Genomic DNA, 22728 nt, shown 5'->3' on the forward strand with positions numbered 1-22728 from the left:
AAATTTCATTAGGATCATTTATTTTGATTGTTGCTATTGATTGCTTTTTTGATTGTTAGATTGTTAGTGAGCAGACATCTCTATTTCGATGAAATCAGTACCAATAGGCAAATCGTGCCAGGCTGAATAGTTACGATTTATTTTGAAATAACTCCTCATACCACATTAAGACGTTAACAGTATTGTTTTAGTCAATATCAAATATCGAGGAGGACCAGGTACCTTCCCGCTCCACGTTTCCATTGCTAAGATAATAGGTTCCGTTACCGTATAATTCAGCTTCTCCATTTCCTTTTACAAAAAGACTTGCATTATCACCCATAATAACCACAGTAAGCACTGAACCGGACAGATTTACATTGCCTTCTATATCCCTATAGGAAAGCATCGTTTGTGGAAATTTGGAATCATTGGATGGAATTACTTTCTCTGTGATTATTTCAGGGCTGTACATGCCTTCTGTATCAATATTCAGGTCTCCTGCAAAATCAACTACTGAAAACTTACCCATATACAGACTAAGTTCAATGTTAAGGTCACCTGACAAAATGATGATACCACTTCCCTGAGCAGTCAGACTATCATTCCCGGCTATACTGACAGGTTTGGGAAAATATGTTTGCATCTTATCGAAAATGTCCTTTAGCTCCGAATTTGCAAGAATTATATTATCTTTTGACAAAGCGAGATATGTTTGCTTATCTAAAAGTGAGGAAGAAGCATCAGCCTTTGAAAGATTGTTTTTTGCCTCGGACACTAGAAAAGAGTAATTCTCAACCATTTGTTCAAGTTCCCGAACATCATTCCCTTTTTCTTTCAAATCAAGAATTGCACCCTCGAGACGTTCTACCATTCCATCTGATTTTTTAATATTATCTGCAAAAATAATACCTTCATCTCTTGGAGGTTTGCGATTATCAGACTCGATAAGAAATCTTTCATCTAAGAGTTCTTCGTTGATAAAAGCAGGATGTGAGGACGATAAACCACGGTGATCCTCACGAATATCAGAGAAACGTTCTGATTCAATAAAACCAGATATCAATACGATAGATATAAGGAATATTATCATTGTAAGTGGCAGCTTTTTCATTGGATATTACACCTTACTCAAACGCTTCCATATAATTCTATTTATCAATATGAATAAACAGATTGCAATAAATCTTAACGTTTTTCTCATATTACACAAAAAAGAAAGATTTAAATATAAACATACTTTAGCTGGAAGATATGTTTTGAAAAAAACAAAGTAATTTATTAGTATCTTACTCTTTATGAAGCTTTTTCACAGCATGGATTGTTAAATAATAACATATTTTTGGTATAAACAGGCAAATTGCTCACCATAAGAGTTTTTTGCTGATTTAACTGTATAATTATGAATATGTAAGAATAATGCCATAATAGAATTGGAATTGAACCTTGATTCACAAATACCTGAGAATTTCATGGCATGGAATAATTCTGAAGAAGCATAATTGTTCATTAGAGTTTTTTAAAGTTTGTGCATGACCCTAAACCTTTATTAAAGCTTTATTTTTGAATTTAAAGGCCTAATTACACGTTTTTTCGCTAAGTATACTTATATTCAAGTCTGCTAATCATGGGAATGTCAGAAAAGCACTGCTAATTATCCGGCACTGAATCTGACAGACATAATAAAGGAGGAAAAAAATGAAACACAGATTCATAAAAGCAATTGCCTGTCTTTCATTAGTACTTATGGTGTTTAGTGCTATGGCACCAGGCGCCTTTGCTGATGAAACAGGAACCGCTGAAGAAACAAAAGAATTGAAAGATCATAAGATGATGCACTCACCACGTGGAAATCCTGAGATGAATGAAGAGGAACCCATGGAAGCACTCGTCTTTGATACTGAAGAAGAAGAATTGGAATTCCATGTAGAAAAGCAGACAGAATCGATCAATAACAGAATTGAAAGATTGAACGAAATGCTCGAAAACATTGATGAGATAGATAACGAGGACATCACTGAGGAATCAATTGAAGAGCAAATCGCTGAACTGGAAGCACTTCTTGAAGACATCGAAAGTGCAACAACACTGGACGAACTCAAAGAGACCATGGAAGAAGCAAGAAAAACCATGATGATGGAAAAGCATGGAATGATGGGTGAAAAAACACAAATCGAAGAAATGGAGTTTGAAACCGAAGAAGAAGAGATAGAATTCCATGTAGAGAAGCAGACAGAATCAATCAACGATAGAATTGAAAGATTGAACGAAATGCTCGAAAACATTGATGAAATAGACAATGAAAACATCACTGAAGAGTCAATTGAAGAGCACATAACTGAAATGGAAGCACTCCTGGAAGACATCGAAAGTGCAACAACACTGGATGAACTAAAGGAGATAATGGAAGAAGCAAGAGATAACAATCCACAAGCATGTGGACACGGAAGAGAATACGGACCTATGAACCCTGGTTTTAAGGAAAAAGTAACCGCAGAATAGGACCAAATCGATCGACCGTGAAATAATTAGTACCACCAACTATGAGATAGGACATCTCCTATCTCACAAAAATTTAATTTACCAACTTATAAGGAGTTTTATTATGATGAGAAAGATCACGATTACATTTGCTTTAATGATGATACTCTTCAGCACTTCAATACCAGGAGTATATGCCATGCAAGATGAGGAAAGCATGGGAATGCCAGAGATAAATGCTGAACAGATGAAAGAAATGAATATGGAAATGATAGATAGTAACATTGATTCACTTACCAGCCTCCAGTCAGAGAGTGACGATGAAGAACTTCTGGATTCTGTTGCTAGTCTGCTCGAGCAGATGGAATCACTGAAAACGGAACTTGAGACTACTGATGATCAAGCGGCAATTGTGGAGATTATGAATGAACTCAGGAGCTCAATTGAAGAAGCACCTGAAGAACTGCGTGAGACATTGATGCAAAACAACCCGATGGAAAGAGAAGGTCAGGTCGCCATGGATGGTGAAAGACCAGAGAGAGACACTGCGAATACAGAATCTTTCGAGGGTGACTTCCCAGGAAATGGAAGTATGGGTGAGGAAAAAACAATAGATAAAACAGATAATGGTAATGCCCCAACTGATGAAGTCAGCAACGAAGGAGTATCAAAAGAAAGCACCGGGTTGCTAAGCAGTCTTATCAATATGATCAAAGGATTCTTTTAAGCTATTTATTCTTGCATTATCCCCCTATATTTACCTGAATGGAACAATGGATTATCCAATATCAGGTCACTCTTTTTTTGCTTATTTTTACTGTCGGCATTAGTAGCAGATAAATACTGTCGGTGATTATAGTAAATGAGGAATTAATATATATACCATGACAATGATTAACACAGTCAAATAATCCCTTTATGAGGATACTAAAAACGTTAACAAATAATAAAATATGATTACATTTCCGACCAAAGCAGGAGAAACTTCATGAAGATCGCAATACTTGGAGGCACAGGCAAAATAGGCAAGGGCTTTGCGCTTCGTTGGGGCCAGAAACACGAAATAATCATAGGCTCCAGGGAAATAGAAAAAGCCGAAGCAGTCGCTGCAGAATATAATGAAGTACTTGGCAAGTTCGGCCACACTGCACACATAACAGGTACTGATAACAAAACAGCTGCCGAAAATGCAGAGATAATCGTCGTTGCCATCAGATACAATCAGCTTAAGCCTGTAATGGAACTGATACACCCGGTCATAGAGAACAAGATAATTGTCAGTGTAGTCGTTCCAATGGAAAAGAACATGTGCTACATAGATTCCGGTGCTGAACACCTGACAGTTCCAATAAATAGTGATGATTTCAATACAGAATACTTCTGTTTTTCAATGCCTGAAGCTGGAAGCGCTGCCCAGGAAATACAAATGATGCTACCCGATAATACAGAACTTGTAGCTGCATTCCATACTGTACCTGCAAAGAAACTGGCAAACCTTGAGATGGAACTTGACTATGACATCGGTGTTTGCGGAAATTCCATGCATTCAAAAAATATAGTATTCGATCTTGTAAGGGATATATCCAACATGAGACCTCTTGACATTGGACCACTTGAAACTGCAGGAATGATCGAATCCCTAACACCTTTGTTGATCAATGTTGCAGCAAGGAATGAAATGAAGGATATCAGTCTGAAATTCGTTTGAATTTTGCACCTGCTTTCTTACTTTTTTTTATTTATCTTATTATTTTTGAACTTTAAATGTCACTTTCATGGCAATCTATAATTGCATGGAGTTAGATAACCAGAAATAATTTTGCATTGCATGTGCAGAATATAGAGGAAGAATAGCAGGCGATTTAATGATAATTGAAAATAAGGAAGACGTTATCAAAGCCATCGAGACGAACAACGTAAAGTTCATACGTTTGCAGTTTACGGATATTCAGGGAGTAGTTAAGGATGTTGAGATCCCTGTGACGCAGATCGAAAAGGCTTTGACCATAGGAATATCCTTTGATGGATCATCTATAGAAGGTTTTGTAAGGATCGATGAATCGGACATGGTGCTAAAACCGGATATCAAGACCTTTGCTATCCTTCCATGGAACAAGGATAAAGGTGTGGTTGCAAGAATTATATGCGATATTCACCTGCCAAACGGAGAAGAGTTCGAAGCTGACCCTCGTTATGTCCTTAAAAAGGTCATGAAAGAAGCTGGAGATATGGGATATACCCTGAATGTAGGCCCTGAACTTGAGTTTTTCCTTTTCGAAAAGAAAGAAGGAAAGGCAACTACAATACCCCATGATTATGGAAGATATTTTGAGTTTGCACCTACTGACATTGGCGAGGATATCAGAAGAGATATAGTCCTGACCCTCACTGAACTTAACTTCGATATAGAGGCATCACATCACGAGGTCGCTTTTGGACAGCATGAAATAGATTTTAAATACGGTAATGCACTGACAACAGCTGACAATGTAATGACATTCAAGTATGTTACAAGAACCATTGCAAAACTGCACGGACTGCATGCAACTTTCATGCCAAAGCCCATTGCTGTTGAGAATGGATCAGGTATGCATGTGAATCTTTCACTATCCAAGGGAGACGAAAATGCATTTTATGACCCTAAAGGTGAAATGGAGATCAGTGACGCCTCAAAATATTTCATCGCAGGTGTCCTGAAACACGTCAAAGCCATAACCTGCATTGCAAACCCACTTGTAAACTCATACAAGAGACTCATCCCCGGATATGAGGCACCTGTATATATCACATGGTCAGGTGCAAACCGAAGCTCACTCATACGCATACCTTCTGCCAGAGGAAAGAGCACAAGGGTAGAGCTCAGAAGTCCGGACCCATCATGTAACCCATACCTGACGTTTGCAGCTATCCTTGCTGCCGGCCTGGACGGGATAAAGAATCAGATGGACCCGGGAAGAATGATGGAAAACAATGTCTTTGACCTTACAGTAAAGGAACTTGCCGAGAGAGGAATTGAAACACTGCCATCAACCATTAATGAAAGTGTCAATCATCTTGAAAATGATGAAGTCCTTAAAGACGCTCTTGGAGAACACGTCCACAATAATATACTGAGAATTGCAAGAGCAGAATGGGATGCATACAGAACACAGGTCCACGACTGGGAAGTACAGCGTTACCTGAATACTATCTGAAGCATGAATCGGGCATATTCTATTAAGGAATCAAGAAAAGCGGATTATCTGCAGGTCAAAAGGTTCATTGAACTTGTAGATAATGATTTTTACCCTCCCCTGAGTAAAAGGGGAGGTGGTATTCCTGAAAGAGTAGATGGAAATCTGGACACGCCTGAAGCAAATTTCCTTGTTGCCAGATTAGAAGAAAGAGATCCATATGACACTCTTAACGGATTTGTAGGGATGCTGGGTTGCACAAGGAACTGGAAAGGTAACGACAGTGCTTACATCAATTTTCTTGCAACACATCCAGACCACAGAAACTATGGAATTAGCAAAGCTCTCTGCCTGAGACTGGAAGAGATTCTGACGAAACAGGGTATCAAAAAGATATATCTTTGCACCTGGTCAAGTAATCCAGCTGCGATGAAATTCTATGAAAATATTGGATATTGTGCATATTCAGTCATTCTCAATGACAGGGGAAAAGGAATAGATACAATATATTACAAGAAGAAAATATAGGATCACATTATCCAAAACAATAATATACGATAAGATTCTCGATAACATTGTCTTTTCCTGAAAAATTACTATCATTGCGTGAAGCTTTGCAGGATATTTCATCCTCAAAGATTTTGATCGCATTGGTTGAAAAAAGTCCGGACACGATACCTATCGCATGGTTAGGAAGAATAGAGGAAGTGTATAGGTATCGTGCCCATAAATGTGATTTCTTTTCAGATTACTCCTCTGGCATCCTCTCAATTTTCTTTGCAGAAAGCTTTTCAATGGATTCCAGATTTACATCATTTGCAAGTGAAAGTTTACCCTTTCTTACTGCATTGTCAACAAATTGCTTGCCAACCGGATTGCGTATTATCAGGGTTGTGTAACCTTTGGCACTGCCAATGGAACCTGCTGATATGTCAGCAGCCAGTGCTGTGAGATCTGTGCATATATGGCATCCGGGACGCACACAATCCTCAACATCTTTCAGTGAGATGACCGTCATGCTTCCGTCCTTCAGTGTGATCTCAAGCTTGCCCTTTCACATCGAAATGGATGATGTCCAAGGGATCGATATGCTTCTCCGAGATCAGCTTGTCCTGTACAAGCTTCTCATAGTCAAAAGTTTCCGTACAGAATAGACCCACAACAAGACGAATATATTTCCTGAAGGGACGTAAAAGATCCATTTCACTGCTTCTCATCTTACTTACAGCCTGCATGACACATGGAACACCAACAACTGCTATGTTAGTGTACTTACGAGCGATGACCGCTTCTTTAAGAGAAGCTACCAGAGGTACCCACCAGTTGTAGCGGCTTCCCGCATGGTGTATAAGTGCCTCTTCTGATGTTATTACTGCTGAGGAAGGTTTCCGGCTCCATGGGTCTTCCACGACAGTTACAACCGCATCTATCATTCCCTGCTCCAATGCGTTTGAAAGAATTGCCGTGACTGCACCACCACTCTGTTTTCCCGGTATCTCAAATGATGCCTTTGCTGACACTATATCGAGATAATTGCCAAGGACCTCAGAAGGTTGTCTATCGAGTCTGGGACACACTTCATAACATGCACCGCAGGGTACATCGTCATTCACATCCTTACAATATCCACTGTTGAAAGGACGGGTTGATTCTTCACCGGTTTTAAAGTATATAGCATCAGCCGGGCATACAGCAACGCAGGCACCACATGCTGCGCACTTTCCGGTATCCCAGACTTCTGCCTTAAGATCTAGATAATTTTTACCTGCCATTTTGATCACTCCCATGTGTATTTACCTGCAAAGGGCCTGCTGCTAGCAGGAATTATTCTTGAATAATTCGTATCCAGGAAATCGGAAGCATCTATGCCAAACTTTTCACAGAATTCTTTAATTACAGGAGTTAACCTTTCCAAGTCTTCTTCAGTAAATTTAACTTTCATGGCTCCGACACCCAGCAGTTTATCGCTGACATCACCTCTGATCACAATCTCTCCACCGTGTATGCCACTTCCTATTCCACGATCCAGGACCGCTGGTTCCTGACCAATGCCAAGCACAAGGATGAGACCACCAGCCATATATTCCCCGAGGAATGCGTGGGATGTACCACCTACTGCAAGTATGGGACGCTTGTCTTCATACTCCTTCATGTGAATGCCACCACGATAGCCGATATTTCCTTTTACGAAAACTTTTCCTCCACGCATACTGTGTGCCACCGCATCACCCGCACTTCCGTGAATGATCAAAGCTCCGCTATCCATTGTATTGCCGGGAGCATGTTCAGCATCGCCGAAAATCTCGAATTCCGGACCACTCATGAACATTCCGAGGTCTCCTCCGGGAACTCCGTTGATAGTTATCTTCGCATCCCCTCTTAATCCGTTACCTATGAAACGCTGTCCCAGAACGTTATTGAGCACTATCTCCTTTGTACCTGAAGCTACTACTTCACGAATTTTCCTGTTCAGTGGAGTGTAATGCATACCTTTTACATCAATTACTAAAGGTTCCGCCATCATCAGGCCCCCACGGATTCTACTTTGAGCACATCAAGCAGACCTTCATCAAGCATGTAGCCACGCAGACGTTCACGGTTACCGCGAAGACTTTCAATGCTGTTAAGACCCGCAGCACCCATAAGTTCACTCAGTTCAAGCGTCCAGGCGTGGATGAGGTTTGCAACATGTTCAGAGCCAGTCTCAGGATCGATACGCTCGACAAGTTCAGGCTTCTGGGTAGCAATTCCCCACGGACAGAGCCCACGATAACAGTTTCCACACACGCGACATCCCAGTGCTATGAGCGATGCAGTTCCAATATAGACTGCATCGGCACCGAGTGCTATTGACTTTGCCAGATCACCACTATTGCGGATACCTCCACTGGCTATGATAGAGACCTCATTCCTGATTCCCTGGTCGTTGAGCTTCTGGTCAACTGCGGCAATAGCGGCTTCAATAGGAATACCTACATTGTCCCTGAATACCTTTGGTGCCGCACCAGTACCGCCACGGAATCCGTCAATTACCACAGCATCAGCCGATGATCTTGCGATACCTGCGGCAATCGCGGCTACGTTATGCACTGCGGCGATTTTCACGAAGACCGGTTTCTCCCAATTTGTCGCTTCCTTGAGACTGCGCACAAGCTGGGCAAGGTCTTCTATACTGTAAATATCATGATGAGGTGCAGGACTGATAGCATCCGAACCCAATGGAATCATACGGGTACAGGACACATCGTCACATACTTTCTCTCCCGGAAGGTGACCACCTATTCCGGGTTTTGCACCCTGACCTACTTTAATCTCAATTGCCGCACCACGCTCAAGGTAGTTAATGTCAACACCAAAACGTCCTGATGCGATCTGCACAATCGTATGGTCCTGATAAGGATAGATTGCTTCATGCATTCCTCCCTCACCGGTTCCCATGAAAGTTCCGGTCTTTGCAACTGCCTTTGCAAGACTGAGTTGTGCGTTAAGGCTAATGGCACCATAACTCATGTGGCCGATCATAATCGGGGTGTCAAGCTTAAGGTTGGGAGTCAGCTTCGTCTTAAGATCGATATCACCATTGTTTTTTGTAAATTCGAGTTTTGCAGGTTTCTTTCCAATGTAAGTCCTCAGCTCCATTGGCTCCCTGAGAGGATCGATACTTGGATTGGTAACCTGACATGCATCCAGTACTAGCCTGTCAAATATGATGGGATAATCAATCGCATTACCCATTCCAGCCAGGATGATCTTTCCGGAACGTGCCTGGTTAATGACATCTTCACGTGCCTCTACTGTCCAGAGTGGATGGCTGCGATAATCCACTGGCCTTTCCTGAAGCATAATAGCGTCCCTTGGACACATAGAGATACAGCGGTGGCATGCAGTACACTTTCTGGAGTCAATGATGATCTTGTCTTCTTCAATCCGGTAAACACCATAGGAGCAGTTATCGACACAACGCATACACTTCATACACTGGTCACGGTCAATGCTTATCTTGTACTTGAGAGGAACACTTCCGAGACTCATTGTGAAACCCTCCCGATAACCGGTTCACCAGCTCTTGGCATGTATATTGATTCCACATCCGGGTCCATTATACGAATTGCTGCCTCTTCACTGGAGATGTAAAGGCGTGAGCCGTTCTCTCCTACGATAAGCGGACGCAGCTTTATCCTGTCAGTGAAACCGACAATTCCGTCCTTTGTGGCAACAATTATTGCAAAGGGACCATTCATCAGTGCAGGGCCATATGTAAGGCGTAGTGTGCGCATGAATTCTTCCTTCTTCTCGGGCATCTCGTCGATCTCATCCCAGAAAGGAGGAGCAAGAGCTTCAACCACCATCTCAGAAGGAAGACCGTGCCTTCTTCCGATAAGGTCGAAAAGGTAAGCCACAACTTCCGTATCAGTCAGCATCGTACACTTGTAACCGTTGCTTTCCACATAGCGGCGGTTAGTACCATAGGATGTGATCTCACCGTTGTGGACAACCGACCAGTCAAGCAGGTTGAACGGGTGAGCTCCACCCCACCATCCGGATGTATTGGTAGGATAACGGTTGTGTGCAAGCCAGATGTAGCCCTTGTAGTCCTCTATCCTGTAGAAGTTAGCCACATCCTCAGGCCATCCTGAAGCCTTGAAGACTCCAAGATTCATCCCGGATGAAAAGACCAGAGCACCTTCCACAGTTGAATTTATGGTCATCACGAGATGGTTTACGTTATCATCATCAGGGTCTGTGGTACCCACCATCAGATCAGTATAAGGTTTGAAAAAATATCTCCAGGGAATATGTTCTCTTTTGAGATCCGGCTGTTCATATGTCGGGATCTCTTCCTGATGGACTATTCTGCCCCATTTTTGCAGAATATTGTCCACCTGGGACTTCGGTTCAAGCAGATTATCAAAAAATACGTGGATAGCGTAGCAATCTGCATAGTCGGGATATATGCCATAGGCTACATATCCGGCTCCTTCTCCACTTCCTCTTTCATCCATCAGACTAAGGGCCTTTTTAATGCTGGAGCCATCCATTCTGCCCATGTTCCGATCGATTACGCCTATAATTCCGCACATGTTGATCACTATAAGTATTTTATTCTGGGGGCCATGATATATACCCGGTATGAATTTAACCATGCAAAAATTCACAAAGGGAAAGCCCGAATTTCATGAACAACTTAATTCACGTTTTAGCAGCCGGAAAATACTGCCGGCTAAAGATACAATTTAATATATTGAATTTTTCATAAATTGGGAGTAAGGAATTTCTCCTTACAATGTACTAAGGTAGGTATCAAGCTCCCACTGGTGGACCTGAGCCTTGTAGTCATCCCACTGGGCATTCTTTGCTTTGAGATAGTTTTCGAATACGTGATCTCCAACTACTTCCTTAATGAACTCACTACCCGCCATGAGATCGATTGCCTCCTTAAGGTTGCCTGGAAGAGACTCAATACCTCTTTCTGCCCTGTCTTCTTCAGTAAGGTTGAAGATGTTGACATTAGTAGGTGCTGGTGCTTCCATCTCATTCTGGATACCGTCAAGACCTGAACTGAGCATTGCTGCAAATGCAAGATATGGGTTACATGCCGGGTCAGGACATCTTAGTTCTACCCTTGTACCAAGACCTCTTGATGCAGGGATCCTGATAAGGGAACTGCGGTTGGATGCGGACCAGGTACAGTAGATAGGTGCCTCGTATCCCGGAACAAGCCTCTTGTATGAGTTGACAGTTGAGTTTGTGATTGCAGCAAACTCACGGATATGTGCAAGGATACCTGCAATGTACTGTTTTGCAGTTGTTGAGAGCTGGTCCGGGGTGCTTTCATCGTAGAATGCATTCTCCCCATTACTCATGAGTGACTGGTTGGAGTGCATTCCTGAACCGTTTACACCGAAGAGTGGCTTTGGCATGAATGTTGCATAATAGCCCATGTGTGCTGCTATGGACTTTACAACGTACTTGAATGTCACAATGTTGTCACATGTGGTGAGAACATCACCGAATCTAAAGTTGATTTCGTGTTGTGACGGAGCAACCTCGTGGTGGGAAGCTTCCAGTTTGAAACCCATCTCCTCAAGAGCAAAGTCGATAGCCCTTCTGACATCCTGTGCCTTGTCAAGAGGTGCAAAATCAAAATATCCCCCTTTGTCTGTGAGGTTTGTTGTCGGATGGCCTTTCTCATCTAGTTCGAAAAGGAAGAACTCAAGTTCGGGACCTGTGTTCATTGTGAATCCCATTTCTGCTGCTTTTGCTATAGCCTTCTTCAGGACATATCTTGGGTCGCCTTCGAATGGCTTACAGTTAGGCCTGTATACATCACCAATAATACGTGCAACTGCACCTTCCTTTGGTCTCCATGGGAGTACTCTGAAGGTAGTTGGGTCCGGTTTGAGAATCATGTCGGATTCTTCGATCCTCGTGAATCCTTCGATTGATGAACCATCGAACATTACACCGTCTTCAAATGCACCCTCAAGATCTTCTGCAGGGATTGCCCAGCTTTTTATCATGCCGAGGGTATCGGTGAATTGGGTTCTTATAAACTTAACATCACACTCGGTTACAGCCTGTAACACGTCTTCCTTTGTTACTGGATTTGCTTTTACCATTTTGATTACTCCTTTATTCACTAGAGGTTATAAGTAACCCATTACCTATCCCCACCTATATATATCTTTGCATAATTGGAAGAATAAAACTGACCACTTACTAAATAAAAACAAAACCTTACAATAATTAAAACTTGCCTCTAAAATGATACAAAATAACAAAAAACAGGATTCTGAAAAATAAATCAACATTTTTAGAGATAGTACAAAACCAGTTTCATATCAAAATTCCATTCTCTGCAAAAAGTTAAAACAAAGGAAAAAGGATGTCTATGTCTGAGGTTGCCGCAACCTTACAGGGATACTTACGGAAGGTTTATTATTCTTGCAAAAATATTGATTTTAAGATAAGCGAGATGGGATATGAAAGACATAAAAGAGGTTGAAACTGGAATTTTGGATGAACTGAAAAATACATCCATTGATGCATCCAAATGCATGCAATGTGGAGTCTGCAGTGCCAGCTGCCCCTCTGGAAGACATACAACCCTGAATATAAGGAAACTTGTAAGGATTGCAGGCAAGACGACCGACATTCTCAGCAGTGAAGAACTCTGGATGTGCACCACATGTTACAATTGCCAGGAAAGATGTCCAAGGAATATAAATATTGTAGATATACTACTGGACATCAGGGCTATTTCCGTGCATCAGGGATTCATACATCCCGAACATAGGGCGGTCTGCGAAATGTTGCTCGAATATGGACATGCAGTACCCATTAATGAAAAGAACAGGAAAAAAAGGGTGAATCTCGGACTGGAAGAGCTTCCCGAGACCGTACACAAGTACGTGGACGGGCTTGAAGAAGTGAAGTCACTGCTTGCATCCTGTGGTTTTGGAAAACTCATAGAACATACTGAAAGTGGAGTAACGGAAGATAAAACATGAAAGGACTATCACTCTTTTTAGGATGTCTTGTACCCAACCGCTACCCAGGAATCGAACTGGCAACAAAACTATGTCTTGCAAAGCTTGACATTGACTGTACAGATCTGCCCGGTGCATCCTGCTGTCCGGCTCCCGGGGTGTTCCGATCATTTGACAGAACAACATGGCTGACGCTTGCAAGCCGCAATATAGTACTGTCAGAACAAATGGAAAGAGACATGCTCACCATCTGCAACGGATGCTTCAGTACTCTTGCAGATGCAAACCACAGTATAAAAGAAGATGACTCTGCAAAAGAAAAGGTTAACGAGCATCTGGAAAAAATCGGAAAGGAAGTAAAAGGCAACATTGACGTCCGGCACATTATAGAATTCCTGTATGAAGAATACGGACCTGAAAAGATTGCTTCTTATGTTGAAAGACAACTGGACATCCGGGTCGCAGTACACTATGGATGCCACCTCATCAAACCCACAAAGGACAGAGGACTGGGTAATTTTGAAAGACCAACATTCTTTGACGAGCTGGTCACTGCACTTGGAGCCACAAGCGTGGATTACCCGGACAAGATGGAATGCTGCGGAGCTGGCGGAGGGGTACGCTCTGCATTGAAGGATGATTCCCTGAAAATGGCTGACCACAAACTCTCAAGAATCAAGGAAGCAGAAGTAGATTGCATAGTCAATGCATGTCCTTTCTGTCATATGCAGCTTGATGCCGGGCAGGATGAAATTAAACAGAGAACAGGAGTAGATTACAACATACCTGTACTTCATTACACTCAACTTCTGGGACTTGCTCTGGGATTCCCCCCGGAAATGCTCGGGATTGATACAGACATCGAGAAGAACAAGAAGTTTATGAATTTACTGGACGCAGGAATGGAATCTTAAAAATACATTCCTCACATGTTGTAGAAATATATAGATCGGAAATGTATTTCACCAATAAGTTTAAGATACTGAATGCTATTACAGTGTACCGCGTTATGAGCGTGTGGCCTAGTCAGGATATGGCGGCAGCCTCCTAAGCTGCAAGCCGGGGGTTCAAATCCCTTCACGCTCGCTATTTTTCTTTTATATAACTACCGGAGAACGATAATTGACAATCAGAAAGGCTACTGTCAGTGATATACCAGAAATCAAAAGCATCATAGACCATTATGCAAAACAGGAAATGATGCTTCAGCGCTCTTTGAGCGAGTTGTATGAATTCACTCGTAGTTTTTATATTTGTGAGATAGATGATGAAATCGTGGGATGCTGTGCTCTTCAGGTTAGCTGGGAGCATATGGCTGAAGTGATGTCCTTTGCTGTGAAGGAAGAGTACAGAGAACAGGGAATCGGCACAGATCTGATAAAGGCCTGCCTTGAAGAAGCAAGGGACCTTGGTATCAAAAATGTATTCACACTGACTTATGCAATTCCTTTTTTTGAGAAGCAGGGATTTGAAAAGATAGACAAACAGCTACTTCCACACAAAGTCTGGACAGGATGTATAAAATGTCCCAAGTTCCCTAATTGTGACGAAGTCGCAATGATGAAAACTATCTGAGCAGCTACACGGATCTTTCAAAATAAACTGTTCCGTTCTCTTCTTTTATAACAATAAAATCATGCCTTAGATACATCGATATAGCTTTTTCAAGAGAACTGTCTGTCTTTAATTGTATAGATGAATAGTTCCGTTCTGCAAAATCCAGTGCCTTTCGGAAAAGAGCCAGACCAAGGCCTTTTCCACGACATTCGTTTTTTACATATAACCGCTTGATTTCACAGGAATCCGAATCCAAACACCTCACAGCAGATGTCCCAACGACCTTACCATCGTGCAATGATATGAAAAATGCACCACCTGCACGGAGATAATTGCCTCCTATGTCATCGAGGTCAAAGTCCTTCAGAGGATCATACGCGAATCCTTCATCTGCAAGTACACCAAGTACAAATGACTTTGTTTTTGAAGAAAGGTCTGATGAAAATGAGATTATGTTCATTCCAGATATGCTCCGGAATTTTTCAAAAAATCGAGTGCTATTGAAGATAGCAACTCAACACCAATGATTAGTACATCTTCATCGATATCAAAACTGGAAGAGTGATTCCCTTCCACAATACCCTTTTCCAGATTTCTTGTTCCAATGATGGCATACATTCCCGGCACTTCTCTCAGGTAATATGCAAAATCCTCCGCACCGAATATTGCATTTACATGAGTGTTAACAATGGGGAACTTCATTTTTAATAATTTTGAAGCTGCTTCTGTAAAAAGAGGATCATTGAAAAGTACAGGATAACCACGATAAACTTCAAGTTCATAAGAAGGAACTCCATCAAAGTCTTCTCGTGAATAGGAAACCATTAAGGAATCAAGAATATAAGACATCGTTTGTTCTATGACATCAGTATCCCCATCATCAAATGTCCTGAAACTGCCCACTAGTTCGATCTCATCCGGCGTCCTGTTGAACTGCTTACCGCTGTTGATAGTACCAAAACCAAGCACATAGTCCGAAGAAGGTACTTTCCGGGATATCAAGGAATTAAGAGAACATATGAATTCAGAAGCCATTTTTATGGGATCGATGCAGTACTCAGGTGTTGAGTGGTGCCCGCCTTTCCCGAATATCTTAACGGTGAAGCGATTCGAGCTTGCCATGAAAGGACCCGGGCGTATGTTTATTTTGCCCGAATCGACGTCACCGAATATATGAAGACCGATAATGGCATCCACATCTTCAATGCCTCCTTCTTCTATAACCCTTACAGCTCCGCCGGGAGGAACTTCCTCAGCAGGCTGGAATATCAACCGAACGGTCCCATTGAACTTATCCCTTTGTTCCTGAAAAAGCCGGGAAACCCCAAGCACGATAGCCATATGACCATCGTGACCGCAGGCATGCATAACTCCCGGATTCCCGGAGATATAGGTTTCATTTAACTTAGTAAGAGACTCATGTGCTGCAAGTGCGTCAATGTCCGAACGGATGACTATACATGGACCAAGACCCTTGCCGCGGACCTCTGCAAGCACACCTGTATCAGCAATCTTTCTGTAATCAATTCCAAGCTCTTCCAGAATTGACATTATCCGGGACTGTGTTTCGTATTCATGAAAACTTAGTTCTGGATTCCTGTGAAACTCACGGCGAGTATGCTGTACCCATTTTTCAAAGGATTGCAAATTATTTCACCTCACACAGACTATTAACATAAATTATACAAAACAAACTATGTAATCAAAAGTATGTATCGTATTTGATACAAGAATTATGTCAGCACTATTTTTATGTTAAGAGGCATTTTACCTGTACAAATAACTGCCGGAAAAACACCGGAAAATTACCAGGAAGGCTAAAGATGATAAAAACAAGGATAAGGGACTTCCTTATAACAGAAGATGACTGGATTTTCGCAGTTTCCGATTATTTCCATCCCCACGGCATCAGGTCAACTTTAAGGTACGTGCCGGATGAGAACGGAGAAAGAGAACTCAATGGTATCCGTTACAAAAAATATGATTTTGACGTATCTTTTGATTTTATGCGCGAGAACCGGCCCGAATGGGTAGAGGATGTACATGTGGTTCCCGAAGACAGTATTAAAAAAGTCCTTAGACCAAACGATGTGATTGAAGAACTGTATGATTCTGACAAAAGAGTTGCCGTGGTTGTTGACACCCTTGAAGAAGCAGGCATCAGCAGAGAAATGATGGGCGTTACCGGTTCACTTTTACCGGGGCTTCAGAATGAAGGCTCAGATATAGATTTTGTAGTCTATGGTGCACAGTGGTTCATTGCAAGGGACGCAATAGCAAAAGCAAAGTCAGAAAGCGGGCCTATTGAAGATATTGACGAAACGATGTGGAAGAAAATATACAACAAACGCATCCCTGAGATTTCATTTAAGGAATTCATTGCCCATGAGAAAAGAAAAGGCAACCGTGGAATGGTTGAAGGAACATATTTTGATCTTCTCTTTGTGCGCGACTGGGAACAGATAAATGAGTCCATTCAGAGGGGAGAAGATATTGGAAAAATGAAAATCGAAGCAAAGGTCGTGAATGCGGATCTCGCATTTGACAGCCCTTCAGTATACATAGTTGAGCATGAGGAAATTGACCATGTACTTTCCTATACACATACCTATGCAGGCCAGGCTCTTGCCGGCGAAGTAATAGAAGCCAGCGGCACGGTAGAGCAGGTAGGAAACCTCAAAAGACTTGTAGTGGGCACGTCAAGAGAACCAAAAGGAGAATGGATACGTTCCCTGACACTGCTTGAAAAAGAAGGTCTTATTTAACATATTTAAAAAAAATTCATTTGGCGGATTAACCTCCGCCAGTTACCTGTTCAATGTCAGCGCCAATGTCATCTACACTAGAATAATCGTCTAGATAGGATTCAGCATCTTTAACAGAACTACGTTCTATTTTTTCTTTGATGATCTCGCTTGCATCTGCAAGAACAAGTGTTTCCGGCTTATAGTAAAGACCTGTGGTATCCATCAATACCCAGACACCGTCTTCATCTTCCTTAAGCTCGAGAACCCTGCCTACGGTACCAGTATTTAGGTACCTTACCACAGAGTCAATTACAATTGGATTTCCATCAACGTCCAGAGCTTCGATCATTTCAGAATCTGTCATAGCGCAACTCCTGTAATTCACTTAGTGTACAATGAACATGGGCAGTTTAAAAGTTTAAGCATCCTGAGAGATTTCAAGACGCAGGTCACCAATCTTTGCAACTCTTTCAGCAAAGGCATTGTGCCTGTGAATACTTTCTTCGTTAACCTGTTTTATAGTTATGATGGCCTCGTCAGCCAACGAAGGGAACTCCCTTACGACATTTTTCGCCATCGTACGTACACAATCCTCCACGAACTTGGGATTGTTATGGGCCCTCTGAACAACCATTGCCTCATCGGAACGCTTGAGGAGCTCAAAAACACTTGAGCTCATGGAATTTTCAATGATCTCAATGATCTTTTCCAGGGAAACGAACTGATTATTTTCTACTTCGATTGAGATTATGCCACGTCCACGCTGGTTATGGGTTGCCATGGGTACCCTGTGAAGGAATTCGGCAATCTTCTGATTGTCGATCCCCATAGCTTCAAGCTCCTGTTTGGCGTTATCTCTCATTATTTCCTGCGCGCAGGGGCAAGCAGTCATTCCGACTACTTCAGCACCTATGAGTTTTTTGACAACCATATTTTCCCCTTCCCCACGCAATGCAATTGCTTCCGCAAAGATATCCACTACTTCCTGACATTCCATTTTTGTAGAAGGGGATTCTCTTTTTATAACATATTCACTTTTCAGGATCACTTCTGCACGGGTTGCATATTCATGACGCGTCAGCAGACTCTGCGCCACATCGCTGCACAGCTGCTCAATCTCATAAACAGGTAGATTGACTGCTTTTTCAAGAACCTCGTCAACTGCTTCGAAGTTACGCGACAGGTTTGCCCCTTTTAAATGAGAAGGAAGGTCTACGAAAATATCGAACGTAGCTATAAGAACAACAGGACGTTTTTCTTTTCTCTTGACCTCAACAAGTTTCTTTACGTTAGTAACCCCTACACGGGTAAGGTTGATTGGGATTTGAGGCTTATTAGCCTGTATATCCGGTAGTTTGACAACTGGAACTTCCATGATATTACCTCAAATTAAAAGATGGCAAACCACCTTATAATGATGGATAGAAATTATATCATGCTCAAGGGACTCATTGCATGTAAATGTTGTGTTAAGAGCCCACGACTAAAAGAAAACAAAATGGATACAGAAGAAGATACAAGATACAAAACAAGTAACTGCGACCTGATACATATGAGATAAATAGCCAATTAATAAATCAAGTATACTTGACATGTTGCGGCATGCCGCTCTCTAATGAACGATAACCCAGCACAAATATTATAAAAATCAGGCCATAGTGACAGGTAATAAATGGTCAAAATTGTGGTAGATGTGTTAAATCAAGAACAAAGGACGACATTAGAAGAAAAATATATATACTTGATCTACTAAATACGATAAGCAGTGGTAATCGCATAATGATTACGAGGTGACAAGATGTCTGAAACAAGAAACTTTGTGTTAAGAGACAAGAAAGGAAATGAACATGGGGTGTTCACCGGAAAGCAGCCACGTCAGGCAGCATTGAAGGTAGCTAACAGAGGAAAAGGAACAAAATCAAAGCCAGAAGATATCAGGCTTCGTGAGCGTGGAACAAAGAAGATCCACATATTCAAGGGATGGAGAGAGATGGTTGCAGCTCCAAAGAACAAGCCTGACTGGATGCCTGACAAGATCAACAAGCCATTCGTAAAGAAAGTAGGCATTGAAAAACTGGACAAGATCTGAATTTCATGAGGGACCCATTTCATGGGTCTTTTTGTTTTAAACATCTTTTTTTACATATCTGCTGCCTGTAGCAGAAATAACTTTTAAATCATTTAACCCTATTAATAGTAAGCTCCGAAGTTATAGCCATGCAGATACCGGGCTTATAATAAATGATAGCAGGTGAAATATCATGACACTCAAAAGAGAGAACGTGCTAATAGAAGCGCTTCCTTATATACGTGAATTCCATGACTCCGCAATGGTAATCAAAGTAGGTGGCCATGCCATGGTCAACCCTGAAATAATGAGCGACATCGTACAGGATATTGTCTTACTCAGGTACGTAGGCATCCATCCTATAATTGTTCATGGAGGAGGACCTGAGATCACGGAAAAGATGGAACGCATGGGCAAGAAACCGGAATTCGTAGGTGGTTTACGCATAACCGACGACGAAACCCTGGAGATAGCAAGAATGGTCCTTGTCGGTAACATCAATACTGAAATCGTCTCACTCATAGGCAGCCATGGTGGCAAAGGTATAGGACTTTCCGGCAAAGATGGCAGGATGATTATCGCAAAGAAAAAACCATCCCAGAAAGTGGTCATCGAAAGTGTCGAGCATGAAGTTGATCTTGGATGGGTCGGAGATACTGAGATAATAAACCCGGAGATACTGAACATTGTCATAAAAGAAGGCTATATTCCAGTAATATCACCAATTGCCACGGATCTGGCCGGAAAGGCCCTGAATCTCAATGCAGATACAATAGCCGGCGATATTGCAGCTGCAATAGGAGCCAAGAAACTTGTCCTTATGACCGATGTGCCCGGACTATTGAGAGATATCAATGACAGAAGCTCACGCATATCAAGGGTTGCCATTGATGAAATTGATGACATGGTCGACAGCGGGCTAATCTCAGGTGGGATGATACCTAAGATAAGAAGTGCCGCAGGTTCAGTAACAAGTGGAGTTGAGAAAGTTCACATTATCGACGGAAGCATATCTCATTCCATACTACTGGAACTATTCACAGACTCCGGAATAGGAACAATGGTATACAAAAAAGAAGATGAGTAAGAACTCATCTTAATTCATTTTAATCCGTTATCGGACTGCCAAATGTGTGATCATCGAGTTCTAAGACCTGCTCCCATAGATCTTTGCAATCACAGGAAAGATGCTCAAAGCATGAAAGATCCTGAGTGAGCGAGAACTGCCGTATGGCATCTGCAACGTCCCTGCTGCATTTCTTGCAATTATGAGGGCCTCTCTTTGAACCTGCACCTACCGGGTCTGAAGTTATTACCACATTGGGAAACTCTTCCTTAGTCCTTTTCAGAATATCAATAATACTCCACAACCACGGAGGACGATACTGTCCCCTCTGCCATAGCTTCTCCACAAATGTGCCATTCTGGATGTTACAGAGATTGATAGAATATGTATCAGAATACTGTGCCGCATCACGTACGGTCTTTACAATATCCTCCAATGCCTCTTTCTCCGACAGGAACAGCGGTTTTAGCATTAGATAGGTTTTTACTGTTGCACCATTTGCTCTTGCCGCAGTGGCGGCATCGGTGAAATTCTTAAAAGTAAAACCTTTGTTGATAGATTGTTTGCGAATGGCATCCGAACTTGTTTCAAGACCCGTTGCAACTTCAAAATCCGTGTTTTTGAGAATGCTTACACAATCTTTTACACTTTCCTCAGTTATAAACTCAGGGCGTGTTTCAGCCAGCACTTTTACGACCCTTTCATCCACATCAAGCTCAGCCAGCATCTTGTGCCGTACCTCAAGAGGTATCTCTTTTGTATCGAGGAAACTGCCTGAAGTGAATATCTTGACCATGAACTTATCAAAATCCGAAGCTTTCCTCATTGCCCGGGAAAGCTGAGCCATCAAGTCATCATCAGAAGGAACGGTCTGGGCACTGTCATAGACATAACCGCACATTGTACAGCCTCCTGCCTTACCCCACCAGCATCCTGATGTCCTGAAAATAACAGTCAGAGTGTCGACTTTCCGGTCATCAAGCAGGTCGGTGCCTGTCCATGCCGCACAGGGCCTGTCAGGAGAAGAGGGTTTAACCCTCTGCCTGTTCCTTATCTCAAGGACTGCTTTATTGAGGGACATTTGCCTGAACTCTTCCATAAATCAATTATTCACTCGAACTCTATTGTAGCAGGTGGCTTTGGAGTAATATCATACAGGACCCTGGCAACAGAGGGTATCTGTGCAGTTATCCTGGATTCGATCCTGCTCAGGACATCCCAGGGCAGTTCCATAGCCTCTGCAGTCATGCCATCTCTTGAACCTACAGCCCTCACCGCAACAATCCAGCCGTGGACCCTGACATCACCTTTTACACCGGTCCCTTTACCGATGATAGCCGCGAAGGTCTGCCACGGATGGAACTGCTCTACGAGCTCCTCTTCAACGATGGCGTTAGCTTCCCTTACAATATCCACCAGTTCCTCGGTCACCTTGCCTACTATCCTTACCGACAGTCCAGGGCCAGGGAACGGCATCCTTTCGGAAATCTCATGCGGAAGTTCAAGGGCACGTGCTACTTCCCTTACCTCATCCTTGTACAGGTCCTCTATAGGTTCCACTATTGACTTGAAATCCATTACAGAAGGAAGACCACCTACGTTATGGTGTGACTTTATTCCGCCTTCTGATTCGATCCTGTCAGGATAAATAGTTCCCTGTATGAGATATTCAGCTTTCAGTAATCTTGCTTCTTCTTCAAAAACACGTATAAAAGTCTCGCCCACAGCCTTACGTTTATCTTCAGGATCCTCGATACCTGCAAGGGCTCCGAGGAAGCGATCCTTTGCGTCAACGACCTGGAGGTTCATGTCGGAAAAAATCTCTTTTATCCTTTCGGTTTCTCCTTTCCTCATCAGGCCTGTGTCAATGTAGATAGGTGTCAGCCTGTCACCTATGGCACGGTGGGCCAGGATTGCACAGACTGAACTGTCAACACCTCCGGAGAGTGCTATGATGGCTTTGCCATCGACCTGCTGGCTGATCTTATCTACTGCTTTTGGAATGAATTTTTCTACTTTAACCATGAATGAGAACTCCAAAATGGGATTTACCCTGAAATAGTATTTCGTACATATTAATGCTCTCCCGAACATAAGAGACTTACCAGAGAGAAAAAACAAAAATCCACAGAATACTTTCACCCTGCTTAGCAGACAATTAAATACA

General features: G+C 42.3%; 22 protein-coding genes, 1 tRNA gene and 1 pseudogene. 12 read left to right on the plus strand and 12 right to left on the minus strand.

The genetic code is table 11. The annotated features are described in order from the left end of the window. Positions 1 to 187: 187 nt before the first annotated feature. The gene (locus V7O67_RS00005; protein WP_342304053.1) at positions 188 to 1093 is read right to left on the minus strand and encodes a hypothetical protein; all 906 of its coding nucleotides are present in this window, start codon (positions 1091 to 1093) and stop codon (positions 188 to 190) included. Between the two features lie 584 nt (positions 1094 to 1677). On the opposite strand from V7O67_RS00005, the gene V7O67_RS00010 reads away from it, so the two are divergent. From V7O67_RS00010 to V7O67_RS00030, 5 genes are all read left to right on the plus strand, one after another. Continuing rightward, positions 1678 to 2481, plus strand: coding sequence for a hypothetical protein (locus V7O67_RS00010; protein WP_342304052.1), 804 nt, complete (start codon positions 1678 to 1680; stop codon positions 2479 to 2481). A gap of 103 nt (positions 2482 to 2584) precedes the next feature. After that, positions 2585 to 3187, plus strand: a complete 603-nt coding sequence (locus V7O67_RS00015) for a hypothetical protein (protein ID WP_342304051.1) — start codon at positions 2585 to 2587, stop codon at positions 3185 to 3187. Positions 3188 to 3448: 261 nt separating this feature from the next. Next, entirely contained in the window at positions 3449 to 4168 is a 720-nt protein-coding gene (locus V7O67_RS00020; protein ID WP_342304050.1) for an NAD(P)-binding domain-containing protein, read from the plus strand. A 157-nt stretch (positions 4169 to 4325) separates the two neighbouring features. After that, positions 4326 to 5654, plus strand: a complete 1329-nt coding sequence (gene glnA / locus V7O67_RS00025) for a type I glutamate--ammonia ligase (protein WP_342304049.1) — start codon at positions 4326 to 4328, stop codon at positions 5652 to 5654. A 3-nt stretch (positions 5655 to 5657) separates the two neighbouring features. Continuing rightward, the gene (locus V7O67_RS00030) at positions 5658 to 6161 is read left to right on the plus strand and encodes a GNAT family N-acetyltransferase (RefSeq protein ID WP_342304048.1); all 504 of its coding nucleotides are present in this window, start codon (positions 5658 to 5660) and stop codon (positions 6159 to 6161) included. A 220-nt stretch (positions 6162 to 6381) separates the two neighbouring features. Here the strand turns inward: V7O67_RS00030 and V7O67_RS00035 are convergent. The 5 genes and pseudogenes from V7O67_RS00035 to glnA (V7O67_RS00055) form a co-directional block, all read right to left on the minus strand. Next, positions 6382 to 7420, minus strand: a pseudogene (locus V7O67_RS00035) (Coenzyme F420 hydrogenase/dehydrogenase, beta subunit C-terminal domain). Then, entirely contained in the window at positions 7411 to 8154 is a 744-nt protein-coding gene (locus V7O67_RS00040; RefSeq protein ID WP_406670427.1) for a hypothetical protein, read from the minus strand. Before V7O67_RS00040 ends, V7O67_RS00035 begins: the two are co-directional and overlap by 10 nt. 2 nt (positions 8155 to 8156) lie before the next feature. Next, complete coding sequence (locus V7O67_RS00045; protein WP_406655581.1) at positions 8157 to 9665, minus strand: glutamate synthase-related protein; 1509 nt, start codon at positions 9663 to 9665, stop codon at positions 8157 to 8159. After that, a complete protein-coding gene (locus V7O67_RS00050; RefSeq protein WP_406658265.1) occupies positions 9662 to 10714 on the minus strand; it encodes a glutamine amidotransferase family protein in 1053 nt (350 codons plus the stop codon). Before V7O67_RS00050 ends, V7O67_RS00045 begins: the two co-directional genes overlap by 4 nt. Before the next feature lie 198 nt (positions 10715 to 10912). Further along, positions 10913 to 12253 carry a type I glutamate--ammonia ligase gene (glnA, locus tag V7O67_RS00055; RefSeq protein WP_406655582.1) on the minus strand — a complete coding sequence of 447 codons (1341 nt, stop codon included), beginning with the start codon at positions 12251 to 12253 and terminating at the stop codon, positions 10913 to 10915. A 363-nt stretch (positions 12254 to 12616) separates the two neighbouring features. On the opposite strand from glnA (V7O67_RS00055), the gene hdrC reads away from it, so the two are divergent. From hdrC to V7O67_RS00075, 4 genes are all read left to right on the plus strand, one after another. Further along, the gene (gene hdrC / locus V7O67_RS00060) at positions 12617 to 13144 is read left to right on the plus strand and encodes a CoB--CoM heterodisulfide reductase subunit C (protein WP_342304041.1); all 528 of its coding nucleotides are present in this window, start codon (positions 12617 to 12619) and stop codon (positions 13142 to 13144) included. After that, positions 13141 to 14037, plus strand: coding sequence for a CoB--CoM heterodisulfide reductase subunit B (hdrB, locus tag V7O67_RS00065; protein ID WP_406670429.1), 897 nt, complete (start codon positions 13141 to 13143; stop codon positions 14035 to 14037). The genes hdrC and hdrB overlap by 4 nt, the downstream gene beginning before the upstream one ends. Positions 14038 to 14134: 97 nt before the next feature. After that, positions 14135 to 14209 (plus strand) — tRNA-Arg (locus V7O67_RS00070). Positions 14210 to 14245: 36 nt separating this feature from the next. Beyond that, positions 14246 to 14698: an N-acetyltransferase gene (locus V7O67_RS00075; protein ID WP_406655585.1), complete on the plus strand. Its 453-nt coding sequence runs from the start codon at positions 14246 to 14248 to the stop codon at positions 14696 to 14698. Between the two features lie 4 nt (positions 14699 to 14702). Here V7O67_RS00075 and V7O67_RS00080 read toward each other — a convergent pair whose 3' ends face one another. Next, a complete protein-coding gene (locus V7O67_RS00080) occupies positions 14703 to 15140 on the minus strand; it encodes a GNAT family N-acetyltransferase (protein ID WP_406670431.1) in 438 nt (145 codons plus the stop codon). After that, on the minus strand, positions 15137 to 16327 hold the full coding sequence (locus V7O67_RS00085; protein ID WP_406670433.1) for a M20 family metallopeptidase: 1191 nt from the start codon (positions 16325 to 16327) through the stop codon (positions 15137 to 15139). Before V7O67_RS00085 ends, V7O67_RS00080 begins: the two co-directional genes overlap by 4 nt. Positions 16328 to 16503: 176 nt before the next feature. On the opposite strand from V7O67_RS00085, the gene V7O67_RS00090 reads away from it, so the two are divergent. Then, on the plus strand, positions 16504 to 17445 hold the full coding sequence (locus V7O67_RS00090) for a nucleotidyltransferase domain-containing protein (protein ID WP_406670435.1): 942 nt from the start codon (positions 16504 to 16506) through the stop codon (positions 17443 to 17445). 28 nt (positions 17446 to 17473) lie between these two features. Here V7O67_RS00090 and V7O67_RS00095 read toward each other — a convergent pair whose 3' ends face one another. Together V7O67_RS00095 and mptA are read right to left on the minus strand one after the other, a co-directional pair. After that, positions 17474 to 17791, minus strand: a complete 318-nt coding sequence (locus V7O67_RS00095; RefSeq protein WP_342304035.1) for a DUF2098 domain-containing protein — start codon at positions 17789 to 17791, stop codon at positions 17474 to 17476. 54 nt (positions 17792 to 17845) lie between these two features. Continuing rightward, a complete protein-coding gene (gene mptA, locus V7O67_RS00100) occupies positions 17846 to 18802 on the minus strand; it encodes a GTP cyclohydrolase MptA (RefSeq protein ID WP_406670437.1) in 957 nt (318 codons plus the stop codon). 423 nt (positions 18803 to 19225) lie between these two features. On the opposite strand from mptA, the gene V7O67_RS00105 reads away from it, so the two are divergent. Both V7O67_RS00105 and argB read left to right on the plus strand, forming a co-directional pair. Further along, positions 19226 to 19516, plus strand: a complete 291-nt coding sequence (locus V7O67_RS00105; RefSeq protein ID WP_406655591.1) for a non-histone chromosomal MC1 family protein — start codon at positions 19226 to 19228, stop codon at positions 19514 to 19516. Positions 19517 to 19688: 172 nt separating this feature from the next. Beyond that, the gene (gene argB / locus V7O67_RS00110; RefSeq protein WP_406670438.1) at positions 19689 to 20582 is read left to right on the plus strand and encodes an acetylglutamate kinase; all 894 of its coding nucleotides are present in this window, start codon (positions 19689 to 19691) and stop codon (positions 20580 to 20582) included. A 19-nt stretch (positions 20583 to 20601) separates the two neighbouring features. Here argB and V7O67_RS00115 read toward each other — a convergent pair whose 3' ends face one another. Next, a complete protein-coding gene (locus V7O67_RS00115) occupies positions 20602 to 21642 on the minus strand; it encodes an archaeosine biosynthesis radical SAM protein RaSEA (protein WP_406670440.1) in 1041 nt (346 codons plus the stop codon). Between the two features lie 29 nt (positions 21643 to 21671). Next, positions 21672 to 22586 carry a glutamine-hydrolyzing GMP synthase gene (gene guaA, locus V7O67_RS00120; RefSeq protein WP_406670442.1) on the minus strand — a complete coding sequence of 305 codons (915 nt, stop codon included), beginning with the start codon at positions 22584 to 22586 and terminating at the stop codon, positions 21672 to 21674. Between the last annotated feature and the right edge of the window lie 142 nt (positions 22587 to 22728).

Origin of the sequence: Methanolobus sp. ZRKC4, from assembly GCF_045291305.1 — an archaeon.
In the GTDB taxonomy this organism is placed as follows: Archaea; Halobacteriota; Methanosarcinia; order Methanosarcinales; family Methanosarcinaceae; genus Methanolobus.

Excerpts from the sequence above, each read along its gene's own strand:
- guaA (WP_406670442.1), bottom strand. The coding sequence starts at position 22,586 with ATGGTTAAAGTAGAAAAATTCATTCCAAAAGCAGTAGATAAGATCAGC.
- V7O67_RS00115 (WP_406670440.1), bottom strand. The coding sequence starts at position 21,642 with ATGTCCCTCAATAAAGCAGTCCTTGAGATAAGGAACAGGCAGAGGGTT.
- V7O67_RS00005 (WP_342304053.1), bottom strand. The coding sequence starts at position 1,093 with ATGAAAAAGCTGCCACTTACAATGATAATATTCCTTATATCTATCGTA.
- glnA (WP_342304049.1), top strand. The coding sequence starts at position 4,326 with ATGATAATTGAAAATAAGGAAGACGTTATCAAAGCCATCGAGACGAAC.
- V7O67_RS00090 (WP_406670435.1), top strand. The coding sequence starts at position 16,504 with ATGATAAAAACAAGGATAAGGGACTTCCTTATAACAGAAGATGACTGG.
- V7O67_RS00095 (WP_342304035.1), bottom strand. The coding sequence starts at position 17,791 with ATGACAGATTCTGAAATGATCGAAGCTCTGGACGTTGATGGAAATCCA.
- V7O67_RS00015 (WP_342304051.1), top strand. The coding sequence starts at position 2,585 with ATGATGAGAAAGATCACGATTACATTTGCTTTAATGATGATACTCTTC.
- V7O67_RS00105 (WP_406655591.1), top strand. The coding sequence starts at position 19,226 with ATGTCTGAAACAAGAAACTTTGTGTTAAGAGACAAGAAAGGAAATGAA.
- V7O67_RS00045 (WP_406655581.1), bottom strand. The coding sequence starts at position 9,665 with ATGAGTCTCGGAAGTGTTCCTCTCAAGTACAAGATAAGCATTGACCGT.
- V7O67_RS00040 (WP_406670427.1), bottom strand. The coding sequence starts at position 8,154 with ATGGCGGAACCTTTAGTAATTGATGTAAAAGGTATGCATTACACTCCA.
- glnA (WP_406655582.1), bottom strand. The coding sequence starts at position 12,253 with ATGGTAAAAGCAAATCCAGTAACAAAGGAAGACGTGTTACAGGCTGTA.
- V7O67_RS00080 (WP_406670431.1), bottom strand. The coding sequence starts at position 15,140 with ATGAACATAATCTCATTTTCATCAGACCTTTCTTCAAAAACAAAGTCA.
- mptA (WP_406670437.1), bottom strand. The coding sequence starts at position 18,802 with ATGGAAGTTCCAGTTGTCAAACTACCGGATATACAGGCTAATAAGCCT.
- V7O67_RS00020 (WP_342304050.1), top strand. The coding sequence starts at position 3,449 with ATGAAGATCGCAATACTTGGAGGCACAGGCAAAATAGGCAAGGGCTTT.
- V7O67_RS00010 (WP_342304052.1), top strand. The coding sequence starts at position 1,678 with ATGAAACACAGATTCATAAAAGCAATTGCCTGTCTTTCATTAGTACTT.
- hdrB (WP_406670429.1), top strand. The coding sequence starts at position 13,141 with ATGAAAGGACTATCACTCTTTTTAGGATGTCTTGTACCCAACCGCTAC.
- V7O67_RS00050 (WP_406658265.1), bottom strand. The coding sequence starts at position 10,714 with ATGTGCGGAATTATAGGCGTAATCGATCGGAACATGGGCAGAATGGAT.
- V7O67_RS00030 (WP_342304048.1), top strand. The coding sequence starts at position 5,658 with ATGAATCGGGCATATTCTATTAAGGAATCAAGAAAAGCGGATTATCTG.
- hdrC (WP_342304041.1), top strand. The coding sequence starts at position 12,617 with ATGAAAGACATAAAAGAGGTTGAAACTGGAATTTTGGATGAACTGAAA.
- argB (WP_406670438.1), top strand. The coding sequence starts at position 19,689 with ATGACACTCAAAAGAGAGAACGTGCTAATAGAAGCGCTTCCTTATATA.